The following is a 21,103-nucleotide window of genomic DNA, read 5'->3' as shown; positions in this document are numbered from 1 at the left end:
GTTGTGGACCAGTTATCTTCGGTATCTATGACGTGTCCTGGTCTGAGGGTGCAGCCGGTGGTGATGCCGTTCGGTGATCGGCAGTCGTGGACCCTGGTTGATCAGGATTCGGCGGTGGTGGAGCCGGTCGAGGGGTTCTTAGCACATCTGCACGCGGTCGAGCGCTCCCCGAACACGGTGAAGGCCTACGCCCATGATCTGCGGGATTGGTTCGAATTCCTTGATCAGCGCGATGTGGTGTGGTCGCGGGTGCAGCTGGAAGACGTGGGCCGGTTCGTGGCATGGCTGCGGTTGCCGGCATCGGCGCGGGTAGGCAACGTTGCGGTATTGCCGACCGCGGAGAGCGTGTGCTCGGAGGCGACGGTGAACCGGAAGCTGTCGGCGATCTCGGCGTTCTATGAGTTCCATCAGCGCCACGGCGTGGATCTGGGGGACCTTCTGACGACCTGGCAGCGGCGCACGGCGCATGGTGGGTCGTGGCGACCGTTGCTGGCGCACCTGGGATCTCGACCGGAACGCAGCAGGCGGATCCGGTTACGGGCTGAGCGGCGCATCCCGGAAACGCTGGACGGCGAGCAGACCGCGGCGATCGTGGCGGCGTGTGATCGGCTGCGGGATAGGCTGCTGTTTTCTCTGCTCGCTTCTTCGGGGCTGCGGGTTGGTGAGGCGTTGGGGTTGCGGCACAGCGACATTGACGCCGCGGCGCGGCTGGTATCGGTGGTGCCGCGGGTCAATGCGAATCGGGCCCGAGCCAAGGGCGGAGGTCGGCAGGTGCCGGTGCCGGGCGAGGTGATCCGGCTGTATGCCGATTACCTGCACGGCGAGTACGGCGAGCTGGACAGCGACTACGTGTTCGTGAACTTGTGGTCAGGTCCTACCGGGTGTCCGTTGACGTATGCCAGCGTCTACGATCTGGTCTGCCGATTGCGGGAGCGAACCGGAATTATGTTCGGGCCGCATACTTTTCGCCACTCGTATGCGACAGAGTTGTTGCGCCGCAAGGTGTCAGTCGAGGTAGTGCAGCACCTGCTGGGTCACGCGTCGATTGCCACGACCAGTGACACGTATGCGCATCTGAAGGTCGAAGACACGCGTCGCGCGCTAGTGGCTGCAGGGTGGCTGGCCGAGCGGGACGGGCCGCTGTGAGCATCGAGACGCTGGCGGCCCCGATCGAGTCTGGCTGGGTTGCGCATTTGGGTGCAGCGGTGCGACCGGAGTTTCGGGGCGAGGTGCTGGTGCCCGCAGTGGACGATCCGATTCTCGGGTCGCCCGCGTGCGCGGTGCCCGGATGTGTGCGTTCGAGTCGCTACGGCGGACTCTGCCCGGCCCATCTGGGCCGGTGGAGAAAGACTGGTCGTCCGGACCGGCAAGCGTGGGCGGCGACCGCCGATCCAGAGGTGATGGGGTACCGGCCGCTGCAGTCGTGCCTGGTGCCTGATTGTGGTTTCGGACAACATCGGTACCGGTTGTGCTACATGCATTCTCGTGCCTGGGACAAGGCCGGACGCCCCGCGGTGGATCAGTGGACCCCGCAAGTGGCTGGCACGCCTGCAGCGGTGTGCGCCATCCCGGGGTGCGCGTTGTGGGCCGAACTGGACGCGGGCTGGTGTCATTCCCACCACAGGCGGTGGCGGCTGCGTGGTCGCCCGCCGGCGGCGGAGTTCATCGCCTACTGCGCTAGCTACGGTGAGGACCGCTTCGACTTGCGGCTGCTGGCGCCGCAGTTGCGGCTTGAGATCCAGTACGCGCTGCAATGCCGGGTCGATGCGAACCGAACCCGCACCACACCGCGGTCGATCAAGCCACTGCTGGACCACTTGGCGGCGACCGGGGCCGAATCGCTGCTGGAGTATCCACTCGATGACTGGCTGGCCGGACTGCCGGCAGCGGCCGCGCTGCACACACCGCGCGCGTTCCTCGGTTACGCGATCGAGTGCCTGCTCGACCTGCGCGACGGGACCGGCTGGGACAGCGAATACCAGCGTGACGTGTGGCGGCTACGCCGGCTCGGTGTTTCCGGCCATGACGGAGCCCGCCTGGATTTCACCGCGGTGCAACCACTGTGGCTGCGAGAGCTGGCCAAACGGTGGTGCCGCTGGCGAATGTCGTGCGGAGTCGGGCTGGGGCAGCTACGTCGGGACCGCATTGCGCTGGTGCGGCTGTCGCAGCTGACACCGAGATTGGCGAGCTCGCCCGGCCTGAACGCACTCGACCGCGCTGCCCTGGAGGCCTATCTGGCCCAACTCGCGGTCGAAATCCCGCACCCGAAGACCCGCAGCACCGACATCGGCTGCGTGACCGGGTTTCTCCACGCGGTGCGCCAGCACCGGTGGGCATCGCTGCCGGCCGAGGCGCAACTGTATCCCAGCGACCAACCCCGCCGCGACGAGACACCGGCACCGCGGGCGATTCCCGAGTTCGTCATGGCCCAGCTGGAAAGCTCAGCCAACCTCGACCGCATCAGCGACCCACGGATCCGGCTGCTAGTCGAGGTCCTTATCCGCACCGGCCTGCGCATCGGCGACGCCACCCGGCTTCAGATGGACTGTCTGATCCGCGACCCGCAGGGCGCGGTCTATTTGCGCTACCGCAACCACAAGATGCGCCGCGACGCGATGGTGCCCATCGACGACGAACTGGCCACCATGATCCAGGCGCAGCAGGCACGCACTCGGCAACGGTTCCCAACTACCGCAGTGCTGTTGCCGCGGAGCAGCGCCAACCCCGACGGGCGGCTGGCCATTCCCACCGCGACGTTCCACCTCCAGCTCGGGCAGTGGCTCGAAACATGCGGTTTCACAGATGAACTCGGTCAGCCAGTGCATGTCACCGCTCACCAATTCCGGCACACAGCCGCCACTCGGTGGATCAACCATGACGTGCCGCAGGAAGTGGTCCGACGGCTGCTAGACCACACCAGCCACACCATGACCGCCGTGTATGCCAGAGCGGCTGGCCGACAGCACCATCCGCGAGCAGTGGGAACGCGCTCAAAAGATCAACATCCGTGGTGAGCCCGTCGAGACAACGATCGACGGACCGCTCGCCGATGCCGAATGGATGAAGCAAAACCTTGCCCGAGCGAAAATGGCACTGCCCAACGGCTATTGCGGGCTCCCGCTGCAAAAATCGTGCCCGCACTCCAACGCGTGCCTGACCTGCCCGCTGTTCATCACGACCGCCGAATTCCTACCCCAACACCACAAGCAGCTCGACGACACCCGCGCATTGATCGCCCGCGCCAAGGCTGACGGTCACACCCGCATGGCCGAGATGAACCGCACCGTTGAGGCCAACCTGCTCACCATCATCACCACCCTTGAGGCTGATCGGTCCGACTGCCAGTGCACAGCAGAGTGCAGCGAAACGCAGGCAGCGACGCGCGGTTCCGCACCCAGCTGGAGTGAACACGCATGAGCAGTCGGTACGGCGATTCCACTCGTAGCCTCAAAGCCGTGCGTTCTGCGGCCATCCCGGGCCAACCGGTGGCGCCGTCGGCCGTGCTGGCGTCCACCTACCACTTGTCGACCGACGAAACGCCCGACCTGGACACCTACGGCCGCAGCTCCAATCCGACCTGGCGGCACCTGGAATCGGCGCTGGCCGACCTGGAGGGCGCGACCAGCGCGCTGGTGTTCGGCTCCGGTATGGCGGCCATCAGCGCTGCACTGCGCGTACTGGCCACGCCCGGGTCGGTGTTGGTGGTGCCGGCCGACGGCTACTACCAGGTGCGCCGCTATGCCACGGAATATCTTGTGCCCGTAGGGGTGACGGTCATTGAGGCGGCCAGTTCGCAAATCTGTGACGCCGCCGCGAGTGCCGACGTTGTACTGGCCGAGACTCCCACCAATCCGGGACTGGATGCGGTGGATCTCCGCCGGCTGGCCACCGTCTGCCATGGTCGCCGCGCACGCCTGATCGTGGACAACACGACCGCCACGCCGCTGAGCCAGCAACCGTTGTCGTTGGGTGCTGATGTGGTGGTGGCCAGCGCCACCAAGGCCCTGTCGGGTCACAGTGACCTGGTCGCGGGATACGTAGCCACCAGCCAGCCCGAGTTGGTCGCCGCCGTGGAACGCCAACGGCTGCTCACCGGGGCGATCCTAGGTGGATTCGAGGCGTGGTTGCTGCTGCGCAGCCTGGGCAGCGCTGGATTACGGTTCGAACGGCAATGCCTCAACGCGCAAGCTTTAGCCACGATGCTGGCTAGCCATCCGGCGGTACGGAAGGTGCGCTACCCGGGGTTGCCGCAGGATCCCGCGCATCCAGTGGCCGTGGCACAGATGCGCCGATTCGGTGCCCTGGTGTCGGTTGAGTTGGCCGACGCCGCCGCGGTCCACGCACTGGTGCAGCACAGCGAGCTGCTAATCGCGTCCACCAGCTTCGGTGGCATCCACACCTCGGTGGATCGCCGGGCCCGCTGGGGCGACCCCGTTGCCGACGGATTCGCACGCATCGCACTAGGCATCGAGGACATTGACGACCTTCTCACCGACATCCAAAACGCTCTCGGAACAACCCAATGAAGGGCCAAACAACGTTCCGTCCAAAGCTTTTCACACTTGCTCGATGCTGCAGGAGGGAATCATCAGATGCGCAGTGACAACAGCCACCACCTCGTCGCCGCCGCCCACCGCCGTCGCGACGACACTCTCGAACGCGCCCGGCGAGCCTTACACGAACTCCGTGAAACCGGTCGGCCTCATACCATCACCCAGATTGCGGCCCACGCCGGCGTCTCCCGCTCATGGCTCTACGCCCAACCCGAATTTCGCGACAACCTCCGCCAACTAACCGCTTCCTCTGAAACGGCCAACTTGGCACCCCCTCGAAGCGAGCCCGCATCCGATGCCTCACTACGGCAGCGTCTCACCCTCGCACACGAACGAGTCCGCGAACTCGACCAAGAGAACCGTCAACTTCGCAACCAGATCGCACACTTGCACGGACAGATTCGCGCCAGCCGCATCGCCAGCACCACCGTCGCGGACACTGTCCACGATGCAAACATCCTGGTCACGCCACCAAATGATCCAATCCGCTCAAGATAACGTTGGCGCGCTTGAGTTCTCGGACTTCCTGCTCGAGATCCTTGATCCGCGCGGACTCCGCGGTCGAGACACCTGGAGCATATCCATCGTCGATGTCGGCCTGGCGCACCCACGAGCGCACCGACTCCACGCCATAGCCGAGCTGGCGAGCGACCCGCTGCACCGTGCCGTGCTCGGTGCCCAACTCGGCCCGCAAGGTGCGCACCATCCGCACCGCAGCGGCCTTCTCCTCCGGGCTGTACCTACGCGTCGTCGGCTTCCCTGGCGACTGTTCCTTCGGCATACCTGCATCCTCGTTTCCAAGGTCAGGAGTCTCCAGCATTTCCAGGGCGATTCAGTTAGCTGGTACAATGAGCGCAGGCTCATGCACCGCCTGGGCCGCATCCCACCGGCCGAAGCCGAAGCCGAGTACTGTGCTCGACTCGAGGCCGGAGAGCACACCGGTCACACGTAACGAGGTGTGCATGAAACCGGGGATGCTTCAAGGCGCTGAGCAAAGCAGTGAAGGGGCTGAGGGTGGAACCACAGGGCACGGTACTTCCGGTGTATTTCGTCGCAGATGAGTCGGGGTCGATGACACCCAACATCGCGGAACTCAATGAGGGGCTGGTGACACTCCAGGACTCGTTGCAGAAGGAATCTTTTGCTGCTGCCAAGGTGCGTTTTGCGGTCGTCGGGTTCTCCGACACTGCCCACACTTATCTTGAGCCGAGCGATCTGCGTGAATTGCCAGCAATGCCGAACCTGCAAGCGCGGGGTATGACTTCCTACGCTGCGGCGTTTAACGAGCTCATTACGCGTGTCAATCAGGACGTTCCCAATCTGAAGTCTCAGGGGTTCGCGGTGAACCGACCTGCCGTGTTCTTTCTGACCGATGGTCAGCCAAATGTGGGAGATGACTGGCAGGCTGCCCGCTCGAATCTGCTCGCGCAGCATGGTCGCCCGAACATCCTCGCTTTCGGAATCGGTGAGGCGGATGCCGCCACGGTGAAAGAGATTGCCACCAAACCGGAGTATGCGTTTATCGCTGCCAAAGGTGTTGATACCGGGGCGGCGATCAGTGAGTTCATTACCTCGTTGACGCAGTCGGTGATTAGCTCAGGTCAGGCGTTGGCATCGGGTTCTGCGGAGCTGCAGATGGAGAAGCCCGAAGGTTTCTCGTTGGCCGTCGATATTCTGTAGCGGCTAAACGGATATGGCTGACACGCCGAAACGTCGTTGGGGAAAGCGGTCGAAGTCGCAGGACGGGACGGATACTGACGCTGAGGCTGGATCTCCCGCCGCGTTCAAACGGTCTGGGGATTTCGCTGTCGAGATAGCGACGGACCCTGACGCCTCGGAGAGCACGGGTGGGACCGACAAGGCGCCGCGCCCTCCGAAGAGTGAGCATCGTCCTCCGAGTGTGATTGTCGGGGCTGGTGATGGTACTGATGCGGTATTCAACGATGAAGGACCGCCGGTTAGCGATACGGTCGCGTTGGAGACTAAGCCCGCAGATTCCCCCCAGGGTGCGGTAGCGGAGATTTCTGGACCTATCGGGGTGCCGCAGTTGGTGATCGGTACTGCCTCACCTGATGTCGAGCCCGGCCCGATAGGCGATGCATTTCGGTCGGTACCGTTTCGCCCTGACACCGTTATTGATGGGTGGTCGAGCGATGCGATGACGGTGCTGGGGGCATCCCTGCGGGGGCACTTCCACAGGTATAACGGCGCTCCTCGGCAGGACGACTTCGCGATTCATCTAATGCCGGACGGTCGCATCATTGCGGTTGTTGCCGATGGGGTATCTGCTGCTACCCAATCGCACCTCGGATCAAGCGCCGTGGTCAACTACGCCGCGCAGTGGCTGCTGTCCCAAGCTCCCAGCGACTCTGAAGAGACAGACTGGGAAGCCCTCGTGAAAAGCACGGCCTGGGCGTTGACGGAGCGCGCGCAGGTTCTCTTCAAGACACCTGATCCTGATCCAGGTTTGGCTGAGAAAGAGCTAGCCACCACGCTGACTTGCGCGGTGGTGGAGGCAGTAGCTCCGGACGCGTATCGAGCTTTCGTCATTGGTGTGGGGGACTCCGGCGCGTGGCTTCTGCACGACGGTCAGTTTCACGCTGTGCTCGACGGTAAAACGGTTGGCGAAGGGGGTATTTCCTCATCGGCGGTCTCAGGTTTGCCGCGCGTTCCTGCCCAGGTGGAGCCCTCGGTGGTGGAGTTCGGGCATGGGGACGTGTTGTTGCTCGGTACCGATGGGATCGGTGATCCACTGGGCGAAGGACAGGGCGGCGTGGGAAATCTCTTCAGGGAGCTGCTTGGTGGATCAACCCCACCGTCGCTCATCGAGTTCGCGCATGCGGTGGATTTCAGTCGTGAGACATTCGATGACGACCGCACGCTGGTTGCTATCAGTCCGCGTTTCCGTCCATCCGAGTGAGTTCCGATGTTGTGGTGCAGCGGGGAGATGACGGTAGTGCTCGTGAACGCAGGGGCTTAGATCAGTGACTAAGTCCATCGAACTCTCCCGTATTTCGGCAACCTTGGTGAAGATAAGCCAAGGCGGTCAAGGGGTCGTCTACAAAGCACCCCAAATAAGTATTCCTTTCGCAAAGTCCATGGTTTATAAGGAGTACAAGCAGGCGGCGTTGGCTGCGCTGGATGTGAATGCACTCAAGGCGATGCCTGCGTGTCTCGAGTCGCTTCCCTATGGCGAAGGGGCGCGGCTCATCAGCATTGCGGCGTGGCCTTGCCGCGTTGTGGAGGACAACGGCAGAGCTACAGGCTTCGTGATGCCAACCATTCCCGATGAGTTCTTTACCGACTTCTGGACGGTCAAGGGTCCGTCGAAGATCGCCGCAGAGTTCCAGCATCTTCTGAACGAGCCGCACGTGCTGGCAAGAAGTTTCGGCGGGCAGATGATATCGGACCGTCAGCGGTACGGGCTGCTACGCAGCTTGGTCTCCGCTTTGACGTTTCTCCACGGACACGGCATCTGTGTTGGTGACCTCTCGCCGAAGAATCTTCTGTTTTCGCTATCAGGCAACAACCCTGAAACGTACTTCATTGACTGCGATGCGATGCGTGTCAACGGCGTGTCGTTGACCACGCAGTTGGAGACCCCCGGATGGGAGGTTCCCACCGGGGAGGAGAAAGCGACAACCTTCTCAGACCGTTACAAACTCGGGCTTCTCGCACTACGCTTGATCGTCGGCAGCCAAGACGCAAAGGACCCTGCTCGATTGCCTGCTTCGGTTCACCCTGTCTTGCGTCAGGTCATCACGAATACGCTCACCCAGCCCGCAGCGAATCGACCGAACCTCTCTACCTGGGATTCAGCACTAGAACAGGCATGGCAGGCGGCTCCAGTGAATGCTCCGCCGCCTCCTCCGCCACCCCCGACTCCGCGGGTGATACCTGTGCAGGTGATTCCACCACCATCTCCGCCATCGGCGATACCCATGCACGGCATGCCGCCGCCTGCACCGATTCCTGTTGTGCAGCCACGCAATCCACCAGGTATGCCCACGCCGCAGTACTATCCGCAGCCACCGACACCGTCCCCGCAGTACTATCCGCAGCCACCGACACCGTCCCCGCAGTACTCCAAGTCTTCAGGGAAGCTTGCTTGGCTGCTGGTCCCCGTTGTATTCGGAGCGCTGGTTCTGGCTGCGAAATTTGATCCCGCGTGGTTTTCGGATAGCGCGCAAGCCGCTGATAAACGCACCACTGCGAGTACGACGACGAGAACCACCGCGCCAACGTGGACTTCCACCTCCACGGTTCCGCCACGCACGACCACCACATCGCCTACTCCTGTTAACGTGATCCCGCCTCCGGGGGCTTCGGGGCCAGACCCGACCGGGGAATCATGTAGCGGCGGCTATAGCCTGACGGATCGGTCGGGGTGGGCAACGAAGGCCATACGGGGAACCGCACGAACTTCGTGCAAGTTCACCGAGAGCGTCCTCATCGCGTACTGGAACACTTTCGGTGAACCGTCCAGAGAACGCCGCGACATGGAAGTAGCTGGTTCGGTCCGCTGCGACAGTGTTGCCGGGGCATCCTGTGCGCCGGGCGGTCGATTGTACGAGGTGACCTGCCAGGCTGATGCTGGTGAAGATTGGATCACCTGTGAAGGTGGCGTTGGGGCGGAGGTGTACCTCTATTAATCATTCTGTGTGCTCTCGGCGCAGAACTCTTTCGCTAGCGCTTTCTTTGGTGTGCGTAGTGGGAACCGTTTCGTGTGGCGCCGGTGGGAATCTTGCTACTGGTGATTCACCCGATGATCAAGCACCTAGCGTTTCGGAAACGACCGCACCAGCATCGGCTGCACCGACAGCTACAGCTCCGGCGCCAACGGATGCGGTGACGGCAGACGGGCTTCAACAGAGTTTCGAAGCCGTGAGTACCGCTATTGCTGGCGAAGTCGGGGTAGCTATCGCGAGCGGCAACGGAGTTCGGAGTTTTGGCTCATGGACAACCGGTCCTGCATGGTCAACCATCAAGGTGCCTCTGGCTATTGCCGCGCTTCGCCACTCGAATAAAGCCGCTGCTCCCCTTGTCGTGCCCGCCATCAGGGACTCCGATAACGCAGCGGCGGAGGCGCTTTGGGGTCAGCTAGGTCAACCGTCACAAGCGGCACAGTCCGTGGGTGCTGTTCTTGCAGAAGCAGGTGACACCGCGACTGTCGTACAGTCCGAAAAGACTCGAAGCGAGTTCACGGCGTTCGGGCAAACGAACTGGTCGCTGGCGAATCAAGCGAAGTTCATGTCAAAATTGCCGTGTCTGAACCAAAGCGACGCGGTAGTCAACGACATGCGCAGCATTGGCGGCAACCAGCAGTGGGGACTGGCGGGCAGCGCGAATGCCGCCGTCAAGGGAGGCTGGGGTCCTTCGCCGGAAGGCAGCTACCTGGTGCGCCAAATCGCGCTGGTGAAAACAGATTCGGGCGCCGTGGGGATAGCCATTGCGGCGCTCCCATCCGATGGCGGCTTTCAAACAGGGACCGCGCAACTCGACGCCCTATCCAAATGGGTTGTAGACCGCCTAGGTTCGTTCCCCGGTGTGCAGTGCTGAAGTCATCATGATGAAAAGGTGGGGTTGTCGTGGCTAGTGGTCTGAACGCGCTGAGGTCGAACCAGCAACTGCTGTACGCCATTGCGGGTTTTTCAGGTGGCGCGCTCGGCGCTGTGTTCGCCGAACTCGTCGTCGGTAGCCAATTGGACGCCGATAGCACTGCCCGCCAGCTACGTTTGGTTCTGGAGACCGCCCTGTGGTCAGCCGCGTTCGCAAGCATCCTGGGATTTCTACTGTACATCGCCGGTGAGTGGTATCAGCGGCATGATTTGAATCCAAGTCGCGCAGCACAAGTCCTCGCCGGGAGTGCTCTCGCGGGCTTCGTCGCAGGTGCCGCCGCCCAGTACCTCTTCAGCATGGATATCGGCTCCTTCGAACTGAAGTACTACGCCCTGCGCATCGTGGCGTGGTCATTGATGGGAGCACTTCTGGGTGCCCTGCTATCGAGAGCCGTCCCCAACCTCAGCATGGCCCGTGGTCTCGGTGCCGGAGCGATTGGCGGAGCCATCGGCTGCATGGGCTTCCTCTTGGCGTCGATGTTCCTGCCAGGCTTCGCGGGAAGGGTCGTGGGGATAGCGCTGCTAGGACTGGCGCTCGGCTTGGCGATGTACTTCGTCCAGAACATGGCTCGCGAAGCCAGCGTCGAGGTGGAATGGGCACCCTATGAAACGTCGTACGTTGGTCTCGGTTCCCAGCCCGTATTCGTAGGCGGTGGAGGCGAGGAACACATATTCAAGAAGGGGCTGCCTCCCCAAGTTTCCAGCCTCGTATTCAAAGACGGTCAGGTCGAGCATGTTGAAACGGCCTCGGGGAAACGAACGCCCCTGCAGGACGGTAGCCGCCTGCGCATCGGCGGACTGACGTTGGTCGTCCATGCGCCCACGACCAACGGCGCTGCGCAGAAGAAGCAGAATCTACCTGTCGTGATTTCGGTAGTCGCCACGGTTGTCATAGCCGCTATCGCGCTTACCCTCTTCGGACCCAGACCCGCAGCCGATACCCAAGCAAGTGCGGGAGCTAGCCGCATCACGACGTTGGGCAGCGCGGGCGAGTCAGCAACCCTGGACACATCAAAACCGATCACCGAAGTCAACGTTCGATTGACGTGGCAGGCTCCCGTGGACCTCGATATCGAGGCGGACTACCGCTTGTCCTCCGACGAGAACAAAGTAGGCAAAGTTAGCTGGGAACAAAAAACTGGACCGGGGATGTTCCTGAACAAGGATTCCGGTGTGGGTAAAGTCGGCGGAGACAATCAGGAAAACATCAAGATGTCATCTCTCGATGGCTTCAAGGAAATTTTTATTGTGGCGAGAATCTATCATCACACGGCTTCGAGTTCGTTCAGCGACTACGACGGAAAAGTGACCGTGCAGACCAATAATGGTGACACGATCGTCGTCCCGTTGACGGCGACGAAACCGACAAACACGATCATGATCGCGAAGATTTCATTCGAGGGCGGCAAACCCACGATCACCAACATCAACGCTGCCGTCACGCCTCAAGAGGCTGTAGAGATGCTGGGACCACCGTGGAAAGTCGGGCCGGAAACCGGTCGCGTCCTGAAACCGGTGTAAATGGGGCCGGGCGTAGGTTCTGCTTCGAGACCTACCAAGTCATCGAAGAAAGGACCTACGCCCGTGCCTGCACGAGTATTGCCGACCGACCGTGTTCGCGCCAAGATCGACGAGTTGTTCGCCTCCGATCGTGAGCTGCCCGAGATCCTGGAGGAGGTGGCCCGCCTCGGTGCGCAACTGTTGATGCAGGCCGCGCTGGAAGCCGAGGTGACCGAATTCCTGGGCCGGGAGCGCTACCAACGCACCGCAGCGACACCGGATGCCCAGCCGGGGTCACGCAACGGCTATCAGCCGGTGACGGTCAAGACCACCGCTGGCCCGGTCACCTTGGAGCGGCCCAAGCTGCGCGGCACGACCGCCGCGTTCGCCTCACGGCTGTTCGGCAAGCACGTCACCAAGACCAACGCGCTGGAATCGCTGGTGATCGCCTCATTCGTGCGTGGATTGTCGGTGCGCGATGTCGAGGCCACCCTTGCCGATGCGCTCGGTGATCAGGCCGCGATCTCGAAATCAACGGTGTCGCAGGTATGCCAAGCCATCAAGGCCGAGTACGACTCCTGGGCGGTCCGCCGCCTCGACGAGGTGGTGCTGGACTACCTGTTCCTGGATGCCTCGTTTTTCCGGATGCATCCCGGCTCGCCGGCCGAGCCGGTCCTGGCTGTCTGGGGCATCACCACCGACGGCAAGCCCGTCTTCGTGGGCCTGGCCCCCGGCACCGGGGAGTCGACGGATGCCTGGGCCGACTTTTTGACCGACCTACGCGACCGTGGGCTGGGGTGCCCGCTGCTGGTGGTCTCCGACGGGGCCCGCGGATTGATCGCGGCTATCGAACAAATCTACCCAAAAGCGTTGCGCCAGAGATGTCTTATTCACCGGCTGCGCAATATTCTGGCGAAGATCCCGGCGGGGATGCAGGCCGAGATCCGCGACGGCTACTGGGCCTGCTTCGACACCGACGGCCTCAACATCGAACCCGGCCCACGCCTGGTCGAGCTCATCGACGCCCGGCTGACCGCGTTCGCCGACCGCTACGCGCCCACCTACCCGGCGGCGATGAAGATCTTGCTGACCGACCGGGAGGGTCTGACCGCTTATCTGCGGTTCCCGACCGAGCATCATCACCGCATCCGGCACTCGAACTTCATCGAGCGCACCTTCGGTGAAACACGCCGTCGCGCAAAGGTTATCGGCCGCTTCCCGGGCGAGACCAGCTGCATCAGCATCGTCTGGGCCGTCCTTGACCGCGCATCGCGCGGCTGGCGCGGACTGACCATGACCCCCGCCGGGTTACGCCAGCTCCAAGACCTACGCCGTGCCCTGCTGCAACCACCACGGCAACTACGACCCCAGCACACCCCGGACTCCGCCACCAACAACCCCGAGCCTGTCAGCGCCACCGCGTAACATCACCCACCGAAGCCAGAACCTGCGCCCGACGATTTACACCAAAATCTGGACGCCACCCGGAAACCCCCAAGTCGTAGGCTTCCGCAGGTGCCGCGGTGCGGATCCAGGGTCCCGGAAAAGTCACGTCTTATGAGGTCAGGATCAGTTTGAGAGCGTGATCTGGGTGTCTGGCGTGGCGTAGGCCGGCGGTGTTGTCCCAGCCGACGATCCGCAGCATGCTGATCGCGAGGTTGCGGCAGCTGGCCATCACCCGTGGTGCTTGCCCGGTGCGTACCTGCGAGCGGTCCTCGTCGAAGGTGACATCACGCACCCAGTGGAGGCGATTTTCTATGCCCCAGTGCCCCTGTACCCAGGGTCCCGGAATAGTCGCGTTTCATGAGGTCAGTACCAGTGCGAGGGCCTGATCTGGGTGTCTGGCGTGGTGGCGGAGGCCGGCGGCGATGTTGTCCCAGCCGGCGATCCGCAGCATGCTGATCGCGAAGTTGCGGCAGCTGGCCATCACCCGTGGCGCCTGTCCGGTACGTACTTGCGAACCGTCCTCTGCGAACGTCACGTCCCGAATCCAATGCAGGCGATTTTCTATGCCCCAGTGGCCTTGTACCCAGGCGGCGAGTCGCTGCGGTGGCGCGTCGGTGTGGTTCGCGGAGGTGATCAGGTAGACGACCTCAACGGTCTTGGTTGTTTTGTCGGTGACGGTGCGGCGCAGTTGGGCGACTTGGGCCGCACCGGGGAAATCGATCCAGTCGGGAACATCGGCGACCTTGATCGTGCGGGTAACCCGCCGGCCGCGGTCAGTGGTCCTCGCCGTGGTGGCGGGCATGTCCTTCCACGGCAGCTTTTTGAGCTTGTGATGCAGGGTGGGCATGTTCGCCTTCACCGTCTATGCCGATATCGGCATAGACCGTCTTATGCCGTTGCTGGGACTATGCCGAGTCTGTGGGTGTTCGGGCGGAGAGTGGTTGTGGGGCGGCATGTCTGGGGTCGGTACCGGATCGAGCATCGGCATAGTTACAGGCCTTCGAGGAAGGCGAGGACGGTGTCGGAGGGCGGTGGCGTCCAGATTTTGGTGTAAATCGTCGGGCGCAGGTTCTGGCTTCGGTGGGTGATGTTACGCGGTGGCGCTGACAGGCTCGGGGTTGTTGGTGGCGGAGTCCGGGGTGTGCTGGGGTCGTAGTTGCCGTGGTGGTTGCAGCAGGGCACGGCGTAGGTCTTGGAGCTGGCGTAACCCGGCGGGGGTCATGGTCAGTCCGCGCCAGCCGCGCGATGCGCGGTCAAGGACGGCCCAGACGATGCTGATGCAGCTGGTCTCGCCCGGGAAGCGGCCGATAACCTTTGCGCGACGGCGTGTTTCACCGAAGGTGCGCTCGATGAAGTTCGAGTGCCGGATGCGGTGATGATGCTCGGTCGGGAACCGCAGATAAGCGGTCAGACCCTCCCGGTCGGTCAGCAAGATCTTCATCGCCGCCGGGTAGGTGGGCGCGTAGCGGTCGGCGAACGCGGTCAGCCGGGCGTCGATGAGCTCGACCAGGCGTGGGCCGGGTTCGATGTTGAGGCCGTCGGTGTCGAAGCAGGCCCAGTAGCCGTCGCGGATCTCGGCCTGCATCCCCGCCGGGATCTTCGCCAGAATATTGCGCAGCCGGTGAATAAGACATCTCTGGCGCAACGCTTTTGGGTAGATTTGTTCGATAGCCGCGATCAATCCGCGGGCCCCGTCGGAGACCACCAGCAGCGGGCACCCCAGCCCACGGTCGCGTAGGTCGGTCAAAAAGTCGGCCCAGGCATCCGTCGACTCCCCGGTGCCGGGGGCCAGGCCCACGAAGACGGGCTTGCCGTCGGTGGTGATGCCCCAGACAGCCAGGACCGGCTCGGCCGGCGAGCCGGGATGCATCCGGAAAAACGAGGCATCCAGGAACAGGTAGTCCAGCACCACCTCGTCGAGGCGGCGGACCGCCCAGGAGTCGTACTCGGCCTTGATGGCTTGGCATACCTGCGACACCGTTGATTTCGAGATCGCGGCCTGATCACCGAGCGCATCGGCAAGGGTGGCCTCGACATCGCGCACCGACAATCCACGCACGAATGAGGCGATCACCAGCGATTCCAGCGCGTTGGTCTTGGTGACGTGCTTGCCGAACAGCCGTGAGGCGAACGCGGCGGTCGTGCCGCGCAGCTTGGGCCGCTCCAAGGTGACCGGGCCAGCGGTGGTCTTGACCGTCACCGGCTGATAGCCGTTGCGTGACCCCGGCTGGGCATCCGGTGTCGCTGCGGTGCGTTGGTAGCGCTCCCGGCCCAGGAATTCGGTCACCTCGGCTTCCAGCGCGGCCTGCATCAACAGTTGCGCACCGAGGCGGGCCACCTCCTCCAGGATCTCGGGCAGCTCACGATCGGAGGCGAACAACTCGTCGATCTTGGCGCGAACACGGTCGGTCGGCAATACTCGTGCAGGCACGGGCGTAGGTCCTTTCTTCGATGACTTGGTAGGTCTCGAAGCAGAACCTACGCCCGGCCCCATTTACACCGGTTTCAGGACGCGACCTCGGAGGGCCGGTAGCGTCCCGGTGCGACGGTCGGTTGGGCGGTTATGGCGAGGGCTTTTTCCTTGATGGTCAGGTCAGCGTGCAGGTATGGGTTCGTTGATCGGACGTCGGCGTGACCAAGCCAGAGAGCGATCACGGAGGTGTCGACACCGGCTTGGAGCAGTGCGACGGCGCAGGTGTGCCTGAGGACGTGGGGGTGCAGGTGTCTGGCCTTCAGAGAGGGGCAGCTCTGGGCGGCCTTGTGGGCGTGCACCGCGATGCGCTGCTCGATCGCGTCCCTACTCAGGCGCCGCCCACTGCGGGTCGGGAATAGCGGATCGCCGGGCCTGCCGGCGAGCTCGGCGATCCAGTTCGCGAGTACCGCCTGGATGGTGGCGGTCAACGGAACGGCGCGTTGCTTGCGGCCTTTGCCTTCGCATCTCAGGTGCGCTCCGGGGCCCAACGTGATGTCGCCACAGTTCAGCCCGATCAGTTCGGAAACCCGCAGTCCAGTCTGGATGTCCAACGCCAGCCAGGCGTGGTCGCGGCTGTCTGCGTAGCTGCGCAGCGCCGCGATGGTCGAAGGGGACACCGGCAGGTCCCGGCCCTTGCCGAATTTGCTGTCCCGGATCCGAGCCTGTCACGATTTCTGTGTAAGTCAGAGGTGATTTGACTACGAGTTGTATTCTAGCACAATGGGATTCGCCCAGGGAATAGTCTGGCGAGTGTGTTGAGCGCCACAGTCCAGTTGTGCGTTCCAGTACCCGAATAGCCTCCTCTCTCGCTGGAGATGTTGCGCAGCCCGAGGTACAGCAACTTCATCGCGGCGTCCTTGTCCGTGAAATGACCACGGTTCTTGGTGATCTTGCGCAACTGGAAGTTGATCGACTCGATCGCATTGGTGGTGTAGACGATCTTGCGCAACTCCACCGGATAGTCCAGGAACGGAACGAATTCCCCCCAGGCGTTGTGCCACACGTCAATTGCACCCGGATATTGGGCGCCGAATTGCTGGTCGAACTCCTTGAGTGCGAGTTCGGCTCCATCGACGGTCGGCGCACTGTAGATCGCCCGCATCGCGGTGGCGACCTTCTTGCGGTCCTTATAAGACACGAAGCGCATCGCATTCCTAATGACGTGCACGACGCAGGTCTGCACCACGGTATCGGGATAGATCGAGCGGATCGCATCAGGCAGACCGGTCAGCCCGTCGCAGCAGGCGATGAGGATGTCGCGCACCCCGCGGTTGCGCAGGTCGATGACGACCTTCTGCCAGAACTTCGCCCCCTCGGAGTCCTGGATCCAGCAGCCCAAGGCGTGTTTGCGGCCCTCCAGATCCACGCCAATGGCCAAATAGGCGACCTTGGTGGTGATGACCCCGTTGTCGCCGATCCGCAGCCGCAGCCCATCGATGTAGAGGATCGGGTAGACCTCATCGAGCGGGCGGGCCTGCCAGGCCTTGATCTCATCGACCACCACCTCGGTGATATTGGAGATCAACTCCCGCGACACCGACGCCCCATAGACCTCCTGCAGGTGGGCTTCGATATCGCGGGTGGTCATTCCCCGTGAATACAGCGACAACACCACCGAATTGATGTTGTTGAGCCGGCGGGTCTTCTTCGGCACAATCGCCGGCTCAAACGAGCCGTTGCGATCACGCGGCGCATCGATCTGCACCGGGCCGTTGACGGTGGTCACCGTTTTCGGCGTGGTGCCGTTGCGCGAATTTCCCGATCCGCGTCCGGCCGGATCGCCGGCCTCATAGCCCAGATGGTGGGTTAGCTCCGCATTCAGCGCCCGCTCCAGCACGGCCTTAGTCAGCTGGTTCAGCAAACCGTCCGCGCCGTCGATCGGGGTCCCGGTCTTCACCGCATCCTTAATCAACGAGTCCAGCGTCTCTTCGGTGAACATCTCGGCCAGCCGCCGCGCCGCGGTCGTCTCCTCAGCCGGCATCTGCATGGTCTTGGTCACAAAACACTCCTTCTGTCCGCCCAACGGCGGTCCGATGATGGACCACCCCGGACTTACACAGATGGAATGACACGCCCCCTGGGAGCCGCCAACGTGGGTGCGGTCAATGTGGGCCTGGGCAACACCGGCAGCTACAACGCCGGGATCGGCAACACTGGCACCTACACCCTGGGCTACAACAATGTCGGCAACTTCGACGTCGGGATCAGCAACACCGGAAGCGCCGACATCGGGGCCGGCAACCAGGCCAGCAACGACCTCGGCGTGAAACTCAACCGCGACGACCTCATCGGCTACGGACGCCTCAACATCGGCGCCCTCGAAAGCCTCGCCGCATCGTTAGTCAGCTCCACCAATTAGCAGAGCTGACCGCAGGCGCGCGACACGTGCGCCTGCGGTCTGTGCACTGGGTGCGCGCTCGGCACCGTCATGTCGCTTCAAGTTGCGCGCCAACGCATCGGGCCTGCCGCGAAGATGTGGCCGCTACACCCCCGATGACACCGGCGACCACACTGACGAACACACCCATAACCCGCTGGCACCAGGCCCCGCGACGCGACAGGATCACACCATGACCAGCAACGAGTGGACGCAAGCACCACCACTGGTGGGAACCCCCACCGACCCCAGAGACATCGCACTGCTTCGGATGCTCAAGGACGCCCATTTCGGAGACGGCGGAATCATCCTGCCGTCGGGGCAATTGATCACCGGCGAACAAGCGCGCGAACTCACCAAAGACAGCTAATACCCGGCCTCAGAAAATCGCCCAGGCGCGGAGTTATCCGCCGTCACGACAAGGAGTTTCAACACAGGTTGTCTTACCGGAACTCATTCAGTGGCTTCCTGCCGTGGCACTCGACGAACCCATCGGCAACATTGGCGGCGCAGCGCTCGCCGACACGACCGCGACCGTAACAGCGCTCGTTTCCTGACGCCACGCAATCATCGCCCGCCGGCGCGGGAGCGGGTGCCTCTGCTCGTGACTGTTGAATAGACGTTGTGTCGTACCTCGGAGTTTTCGTACCAGGCGGTGGCAGTCGATGTCAGGTGGTATGCGCTGGGCAGCTCGGGGAAAAATGTGTCGCACTGGTAGTTACCTGCCACCACCGAGATCAGGATCTCGTCGGCGACGAGCATCTCTAGCGCTTGCCGGTAGATCGAGGCACCGCCGAATATGAAGACGTTGTTGACATCGTGGATGCCGGACGCAAGATATAGCGCCTCAACGAAATTCGGAGCCGTCTGAACGGCTTCGTCGAACGCGTTTTGGCGTGAGGTGACGACGATGTTGAAGCGGTTGAAGAGGGGTCGCCGCTTCTCTGGAATTGACAAGTACGTCGTTCGTCCCATCACCAGTGCATTTCGTGAACCTGGGGGTGCGGTACGGGTGACTTCGGATGTCCATCGTGCCTCGCCGGGGATGTGCCATGGCAGAGTGCCGCCGCGGCCAATTCCGCGGCGTTCATCGTGCGCAACGATCAGCTTGATAGTCATCGCCTATGCCCGCCACTCACGCTTGCGCCGGCCGGCCGTTTGTCCTATACCGCCGATGGCAACCACTCCATCATTGGGATTCACGTGGGTGACAGTTCACGAGCGTGGTGGAGATTCGTAGGGCGCCGCGGCCGGTGGCGAGTTCGAGGGATCTCAACCGCGACAGGCTGTTGCGGAATCCGCCCGATGTGGGGCTGTAGCCGGTCGCTTTGGCGATTTCGTCGACAGGTACGTCGCGGTCGGGGTGGATGGCGAGATAGTCTAGGATGAGGCGTTCGGCTTTGCCGAGATGCGTTGCCCACCAAACGATCAGCTCGGCACCTTGCGGCAGTGGCTTCCAGGTGCCTAAGGCGTCCTTGCCGGCGGCGGTGATGGCGATTTCACCGCGGCCCTCGATGAGGCCGGCGGTGCGCAGCTTGGACAGGCTGTTGCGGAATCCTCCGCTTTTGTGGCTGCGGCGGGTGAGTAGTGCGACCTGTGTTGTGGTGCGCGGGCCGTGTTGGGCCAATACGGTCAGGATTTCGCGTTCGGCTTTGCCGAGGTGGGTCGGGGCTGAGGACGCACCGTTGGTGCTGACCTGGTTGAGCGGTGCCGGTTTTGGATCGGCGCCTGCGGGCTGTCGGTGGGGCGGCTGGGCGGGTTTCGCGGCGCGTGAGAGTGCCGAGGTGAGGTCGGCTGCTGTGGCGGTGAGTTCGCGGCCCAGGGCGGCGAGTTGAGCGACGATGTCGTGGAGGCGGGTGATGTCGGTGTCGGCGAGGACCGGGATCTCCTCGCGCAGGATTTGGGGTGGTTGATTGCGTGCGGCGGCGAGCTGCTGTTCGAGTTCGTGGATGCGGGCGTTCGCGCCGGATGACGGGGTGGGGGAGGTGGTGGTGGCGGTGAGTGTGTCGTGGATTTCTGCGACGTCGACGTGGGCCCACTCGGTAGGTACGACTCGTCGGGCGCCGGCCTTCGGAGTTGCGCTGGAGTCGAAGGTAGTGCGTCGGTGTACGTGGATCCGCTGGGTGACACCGAGCCATTCGGGGGACCAGACCCAGGCTTGGCCGACAGGCAGCGATGGCAGTGAGGCCTTCAACTGTCGCGCCTCTTTCGGGTCGGAGTGCGAGCTGACCCAGTCATCGACGGCGGAGACGTCTTGCGGCGCGGTCAATCCGAGCACGATCAGGGCATCAACCTGCGAGAGAACTGATTTCGAGAGCGAGGCGGGCCGCTGGCTGATCATTGTGACCCCTAAACCGCGGATGCGTCCGCGGCGCACGATGTCCTCTGCTGCGCCGAGTAGTCGTTCAACTCCTGCATAGGATCGTTGGGGCGCGAATTCGTCGGATTCGTCGATGACGACGTGGTGGGCCAACCGATTTTGTTGGTACAGGGTTTCGAGGAAGGCGGTTGCGAAGTGGCGGCGTTCGTTTTTGCGGAGCACCGACAGATCCAGCACCGCCGGAAAGCGGCGCTCGACAAGGATTTCCGCGATGCGGGTCCCCATTGTGGCGGTCAGCGGCGCATCGCCATGTTCACCGCCGAAGATCACCACTGGCAGGCCTGGGGCTTTCCCGTCTGCGGATGACCGCAGCCCGTACCACGCCCCTGTCGGGTCGAGGACTGTTGTCGGCACGCCAGCCTTGATCAGTCCTTCAGTGAGGACAGCGGCGGTGTGTGTTTTGCCGCGGCCTTTCTTGCCGAGAATCCCGAAGGTGGCGGTCGCAGTGTCCAGAGGCAGTATGAAGTCGTCTGCGAGCACAATCTCCGACGTAGTGTCCGCCGTCATTGTCTCGACCATGATTCCTCTGTTGTTGCTGGTAGATGGCCTGCTGCGGTTCAGTATGCCACGTCGGGCGGACAGCTCGGCGAATCTGAATGGGGGACATGGTCCTCATATCGCCTGGGGCCGAAGGAGTCGTTGATTCCGTAGCTGGCTTGTCGGGATTGCTGCCAGGACAGCGCAATCATTGTCGTCTGCGCGACGAACGCGATTTTCGCTACGGTCGCCCCTCTTGCAAACTTAGAAAGTTGGGCT

The 21,103-nt window shown here is 62.9% G+C and carries 20 protein-coding genes and 1 pseudogene; 13 read left to right on the top strand and 8 right to left on the bottom strand.

The window, feature by feature from the left end; all coding sequences use genetic code 11:
* The first annotated feature begins 27 nt into the window (after positions 1-27).
* The 5 genes from AB8998_RS31060 to AB8998_RS31040 all read left to right on the top strand — a co-directional run bounded on the left by AB8998_RS31060 (position 28) and on the right by AB8998_RS31040 (position 5,051).
* Positions 28-1,146, top strand: coding sequence for a tyrosine-type recombinase/integrase (locus tag AB8998_RS31060; RefSeq protein WP_369742125.1), 1,119 nt, complete (start codon positions 28-30; stop codon positions 1,144-1,146).
* Between the two features lie 389 nt (positions 1,147-1,535).
* Positions 1,536-3,014 carry a tyrosine-type recombinase/integrase gene (locus tag AB8998_RS31055; protein WP_369742124.1) on the top strand — a complete coding sequence of 493 codons (1,479 nt, stop codon included), beginning with the start codon at positions 1,536-1,538 and terminating at the stop codon, positions 3,012-3,014.
* Positions 2,941-3,417, top strand: coding sequence for a hypothetical protein (locus AB8998_RS31050; RefSeq protein ID WP_369742123.1), 477 nt, complete (start codon positions 2,941-2,943; stop codon positions 3,415-3,417). The genes AB8998_RS31055 and AB8998_RS31050 overlap by 74 nt, the downstream gene beginning before the upstream one ends.
* Positions 3,414-4,526, top strand: coding sequence for a cystathionine gamma-lyase (locus tag AB8998_RS31045; protein WP_369742122.1), 1,113 nt, complete (start codon positions 3,414-3,416; stop codon positions 4,524-4,526). Before AB8998_RS31050 ends, AB8998_RS31045 begins: the two co-directional genes overlap by 4 nt.
* A 66-nt stretch (positions 4,527-4,592) precedes the next feature.
* Positions 4,593-5,051 carry a DUF6262 family protein gene (locus AB8998_RS31040; protein WP_369742121.1) on the top strand — a complete coding sequence of 153 codons (459 nt, stop codon included), beginning with the start codon at positions 4,593-4,595 and terminating at the stop codon, positions 5,049-5,051.
* Here the strand turns inward: AB8998_RS31040 and AB8998_RS31035 are convergent.
* A pseudogene (locus AB8998_RS31035) lies at positions 5,044-5,334 on the bottom strand (transposase); the annotation flags it as partial. The gene AB8998_RS31040 and the pseudogene AB8998_RS31035 sit on opposite strands and share 8 nt — an antisense overlap.
* A gap of 260 nt (positions 5,335-5,594) precedes the next feature.
* Here AB8998_RS31035 and AB8998_RS31030 point away from each other — a divergent pair.
* The 6 genes from AB8998_RS31030 (at position 5,595) to AB8998_RS31005 (ending at position 13,096) form a co-directional block, all read left to right on the top strand.
* On the top strand, positions 5,595-6,233 hold the full coding sequence (locus AB8998_RS31030; protein WP_369742120.1) for a vWA domain-containing protein: 639 nt from the start codon (positions 5,595-5,597) through the stop codon (positions 6,231-6,233).
* Between the two features lie 370 nt (positions 6,234-6,603).
* Positions 6,604-7,473 carry a protein phosphatase 2C domain-containing protein gene (locus tag AB8998_RS31025; protein ID WP_369742212.1) on the top strand — a complete coding sequence of 290 codons (870 nt, stop codon included), beginning with the start codon at positions 6,604-6,606 and terminating at the stop codon, positions 7,471-7,473.
* A 64-nt stretch (positions 7,474-7,537) separates the two neighbouring features.
* On the top strand, positions 7,538-9,205 hold the full coding sequence (locus AB8998_RS31020; protein WP_369742119.1) for a hypothetical protein: 1,668 nt from the start codon (positions 7,538-7,540) through the stop codon (positions 9,203-9,205).
* A gap of 196 nt (positions 9,206-9,401) precedes the next feature.
* A complete protein-coding gene (locus AB8998_RS31015; RefSeq protein ID WP_369742118.1) occupies positions 9,402-10,112 on the top strand; it encodes a hypothetical protein in 711 nt (236 codons plus the stop codon).
* Positions 10,113-10,141: 29 nt separating this feature from the next.
* Positions 10,142-11,692, top strand: a complete 1,551-nt coding sequence (locus AB8998_RS31010; protein ID WP_369742117.1) for a hypothetical protein — start codon at positions 10,142-10,144, stop codon at positions 11,690-11,692.
* A gap of 63 nt (positions 11,693-11,755) precedes the next feature.
* A complete protein-coding gene (locus AB8998_RS31005) occupies positions 11,756-13,096 on the top strand; it encodes an IS256 family transposase (RefSeq protein WP_172835062.1) in 1,341 nt (446 codons plus the stop codon).
* A gap of 130 nt (positions 13,097-13,226) precedes the next feature.
* On the opposite strand, the gene AB8998_RS31000 is transcribed toward AB8998_RS31005, so the two are convergent.
* The 5 genes from AB8998_RS31000 to AB8998_RS30980 all read right to left on the bottom strand — a co-directional run bounded on the left by AB8998_RS31000 (position 13,227) and on the right by AB8998_RS30980 (position 17,538).
* Complete coding sequence (locus AB8998_RS31000; protein ID WP_369742116.1) at positions 13,227-13,409, bottom strand: hypothetical protein; 183 nt, start codon at positions 13,407-13,409, stop codon at positions 13,227-13,229.
* A 63-nt stretch (positions 13,410-13,472) separates the two neighbouring features.
* On the bottom strand, positions 13,473-13,964 hold the full coding sequence (locus tag AB8998_RS30995; protein ID WP_369742115.1) for an ISAs1 family transposase: 492 nt from the start codon (positions 13,962-13,964) through the stop codon (positions 13,473-13,475).
* 243 nt (positions 13,965-14,207) lie between these two features.
* A complete protein-coding gene (locus AB8998_RS30990) occupies positions 14,208-15,548 on the bottom strand; it encodes an IS256 family transposase (RefSeq protein WP_172835062.1) in 1,341 nt (446 codons plus the stop codon).
* 74 nt (positions 15,549-15,622) lie between these two features.
* Positions 15,623-16,207 carry a tyrosine-type recombinase/integrase gene (locus AB8998_RS30985; RefSeq protein ID WP_369742114.1) on the bottom strand — a complete coding sequence of 195 codons (585 nt, stop codon included), beginning with the start codon at positions 16,205-16,207 and terminating at the stop codon, positions 15,623-15,625.
* Between the two features lie 95 nt (positions 16,208-16,302).
* Positions 16,303-17,538 (bottom strand): IS256 family transposase, encoded by a 1,236-nt coding sequence (locus tag AB8998_RS30980; protein WP_369741377.1) that lies wholly within the window; start codon positions 17,536-17,538, stop codon positions 16,303-16,305.
* Between the two features lie 117 nt (positions 17,539-17,655).
* Here AB8998_RS30980 and AB8998_RS30975 point away from each other — a divergent pair, with 117 nt between their 5' ends.
* Both AB8998_RS30975 and AB8998_RS30970 read left to right on the top strand, forming a co-directional pair.
* The gene (locus AB8998_RS30975) at positions 17,656-17,949 is read left to right on the top strand and encodes a hypothetical protein (RefSeq protein WP_369742113.1); all 294 of its coding nucleotides are present in this window, start codon (positions 17,656-17,658) and stop codon (positions 17,947-17,949) included.
* 211 nt (positions 17,950-18,160) lie between these two features.
* Positions 18,161-18,337 carry a hypothetical protein gene (locus AB8998_RS30970; protein ID WP_369742112.1) on the top strand — a complete coding sequence of 59 codons (177 nt, stop codon included), beginning with the start codon at positions 18,161-18,163 and terminating at the stop codon, positions 18,335-18,337.
* Between the two features lie 197 nt (positions 18,338-18,534).
* Here AB8998_RS30970 and AB8998_RS30965 read toward each other — a convergent pair whose 3' ends face one another.
* Both AB8998_RS30965 and AB8998_RS30960 read right to left on the bottom strand, forming a co-directional pair.
* The gene (locus tag AB8998_RS30965; protein ID WP_369742111.1) at positions 18,535-19,086 is read right to left on the bottom strand and encodes a dihydrofolate reductase; all 552 of its coding nucleotides are present in this window, start codon (positions 19,084-19,086) and stop codon (positions 18,535-18,537) included.
* A gap of 70 nt (positions 19,087-19,156) precedes the next feature.
* Complete coding sequence (locus tag AB8998_RS30960) at positions 19,157-20,866, bottom strand: ATP-binding protein (protein ID WP_369742110.1); 1,710 nt, start codon at positions 20,864-20,866, stop codon at positions 19,157-19,159.
* Between the last annotated feature and the right edge of the window lie 237 nt (positions 20,867-21,103).

It is taken from the genome of Mycobacterium sp. HUMS_12744610, assembly GCF_041206865.1.
In the GTDB taxonomy this organism is placed as follows: domain Bacteria; phylum Actinomycetota; class Actinomycetes; order Mycobacteriales; family Mycobacteriaceae; genus Mycobacterium; species Mycobacterium servetii.
Note: the sequence above shows the minus strand (reverse complement) of the source record. Positions and strands in the feature narration are given on the sequence as shown.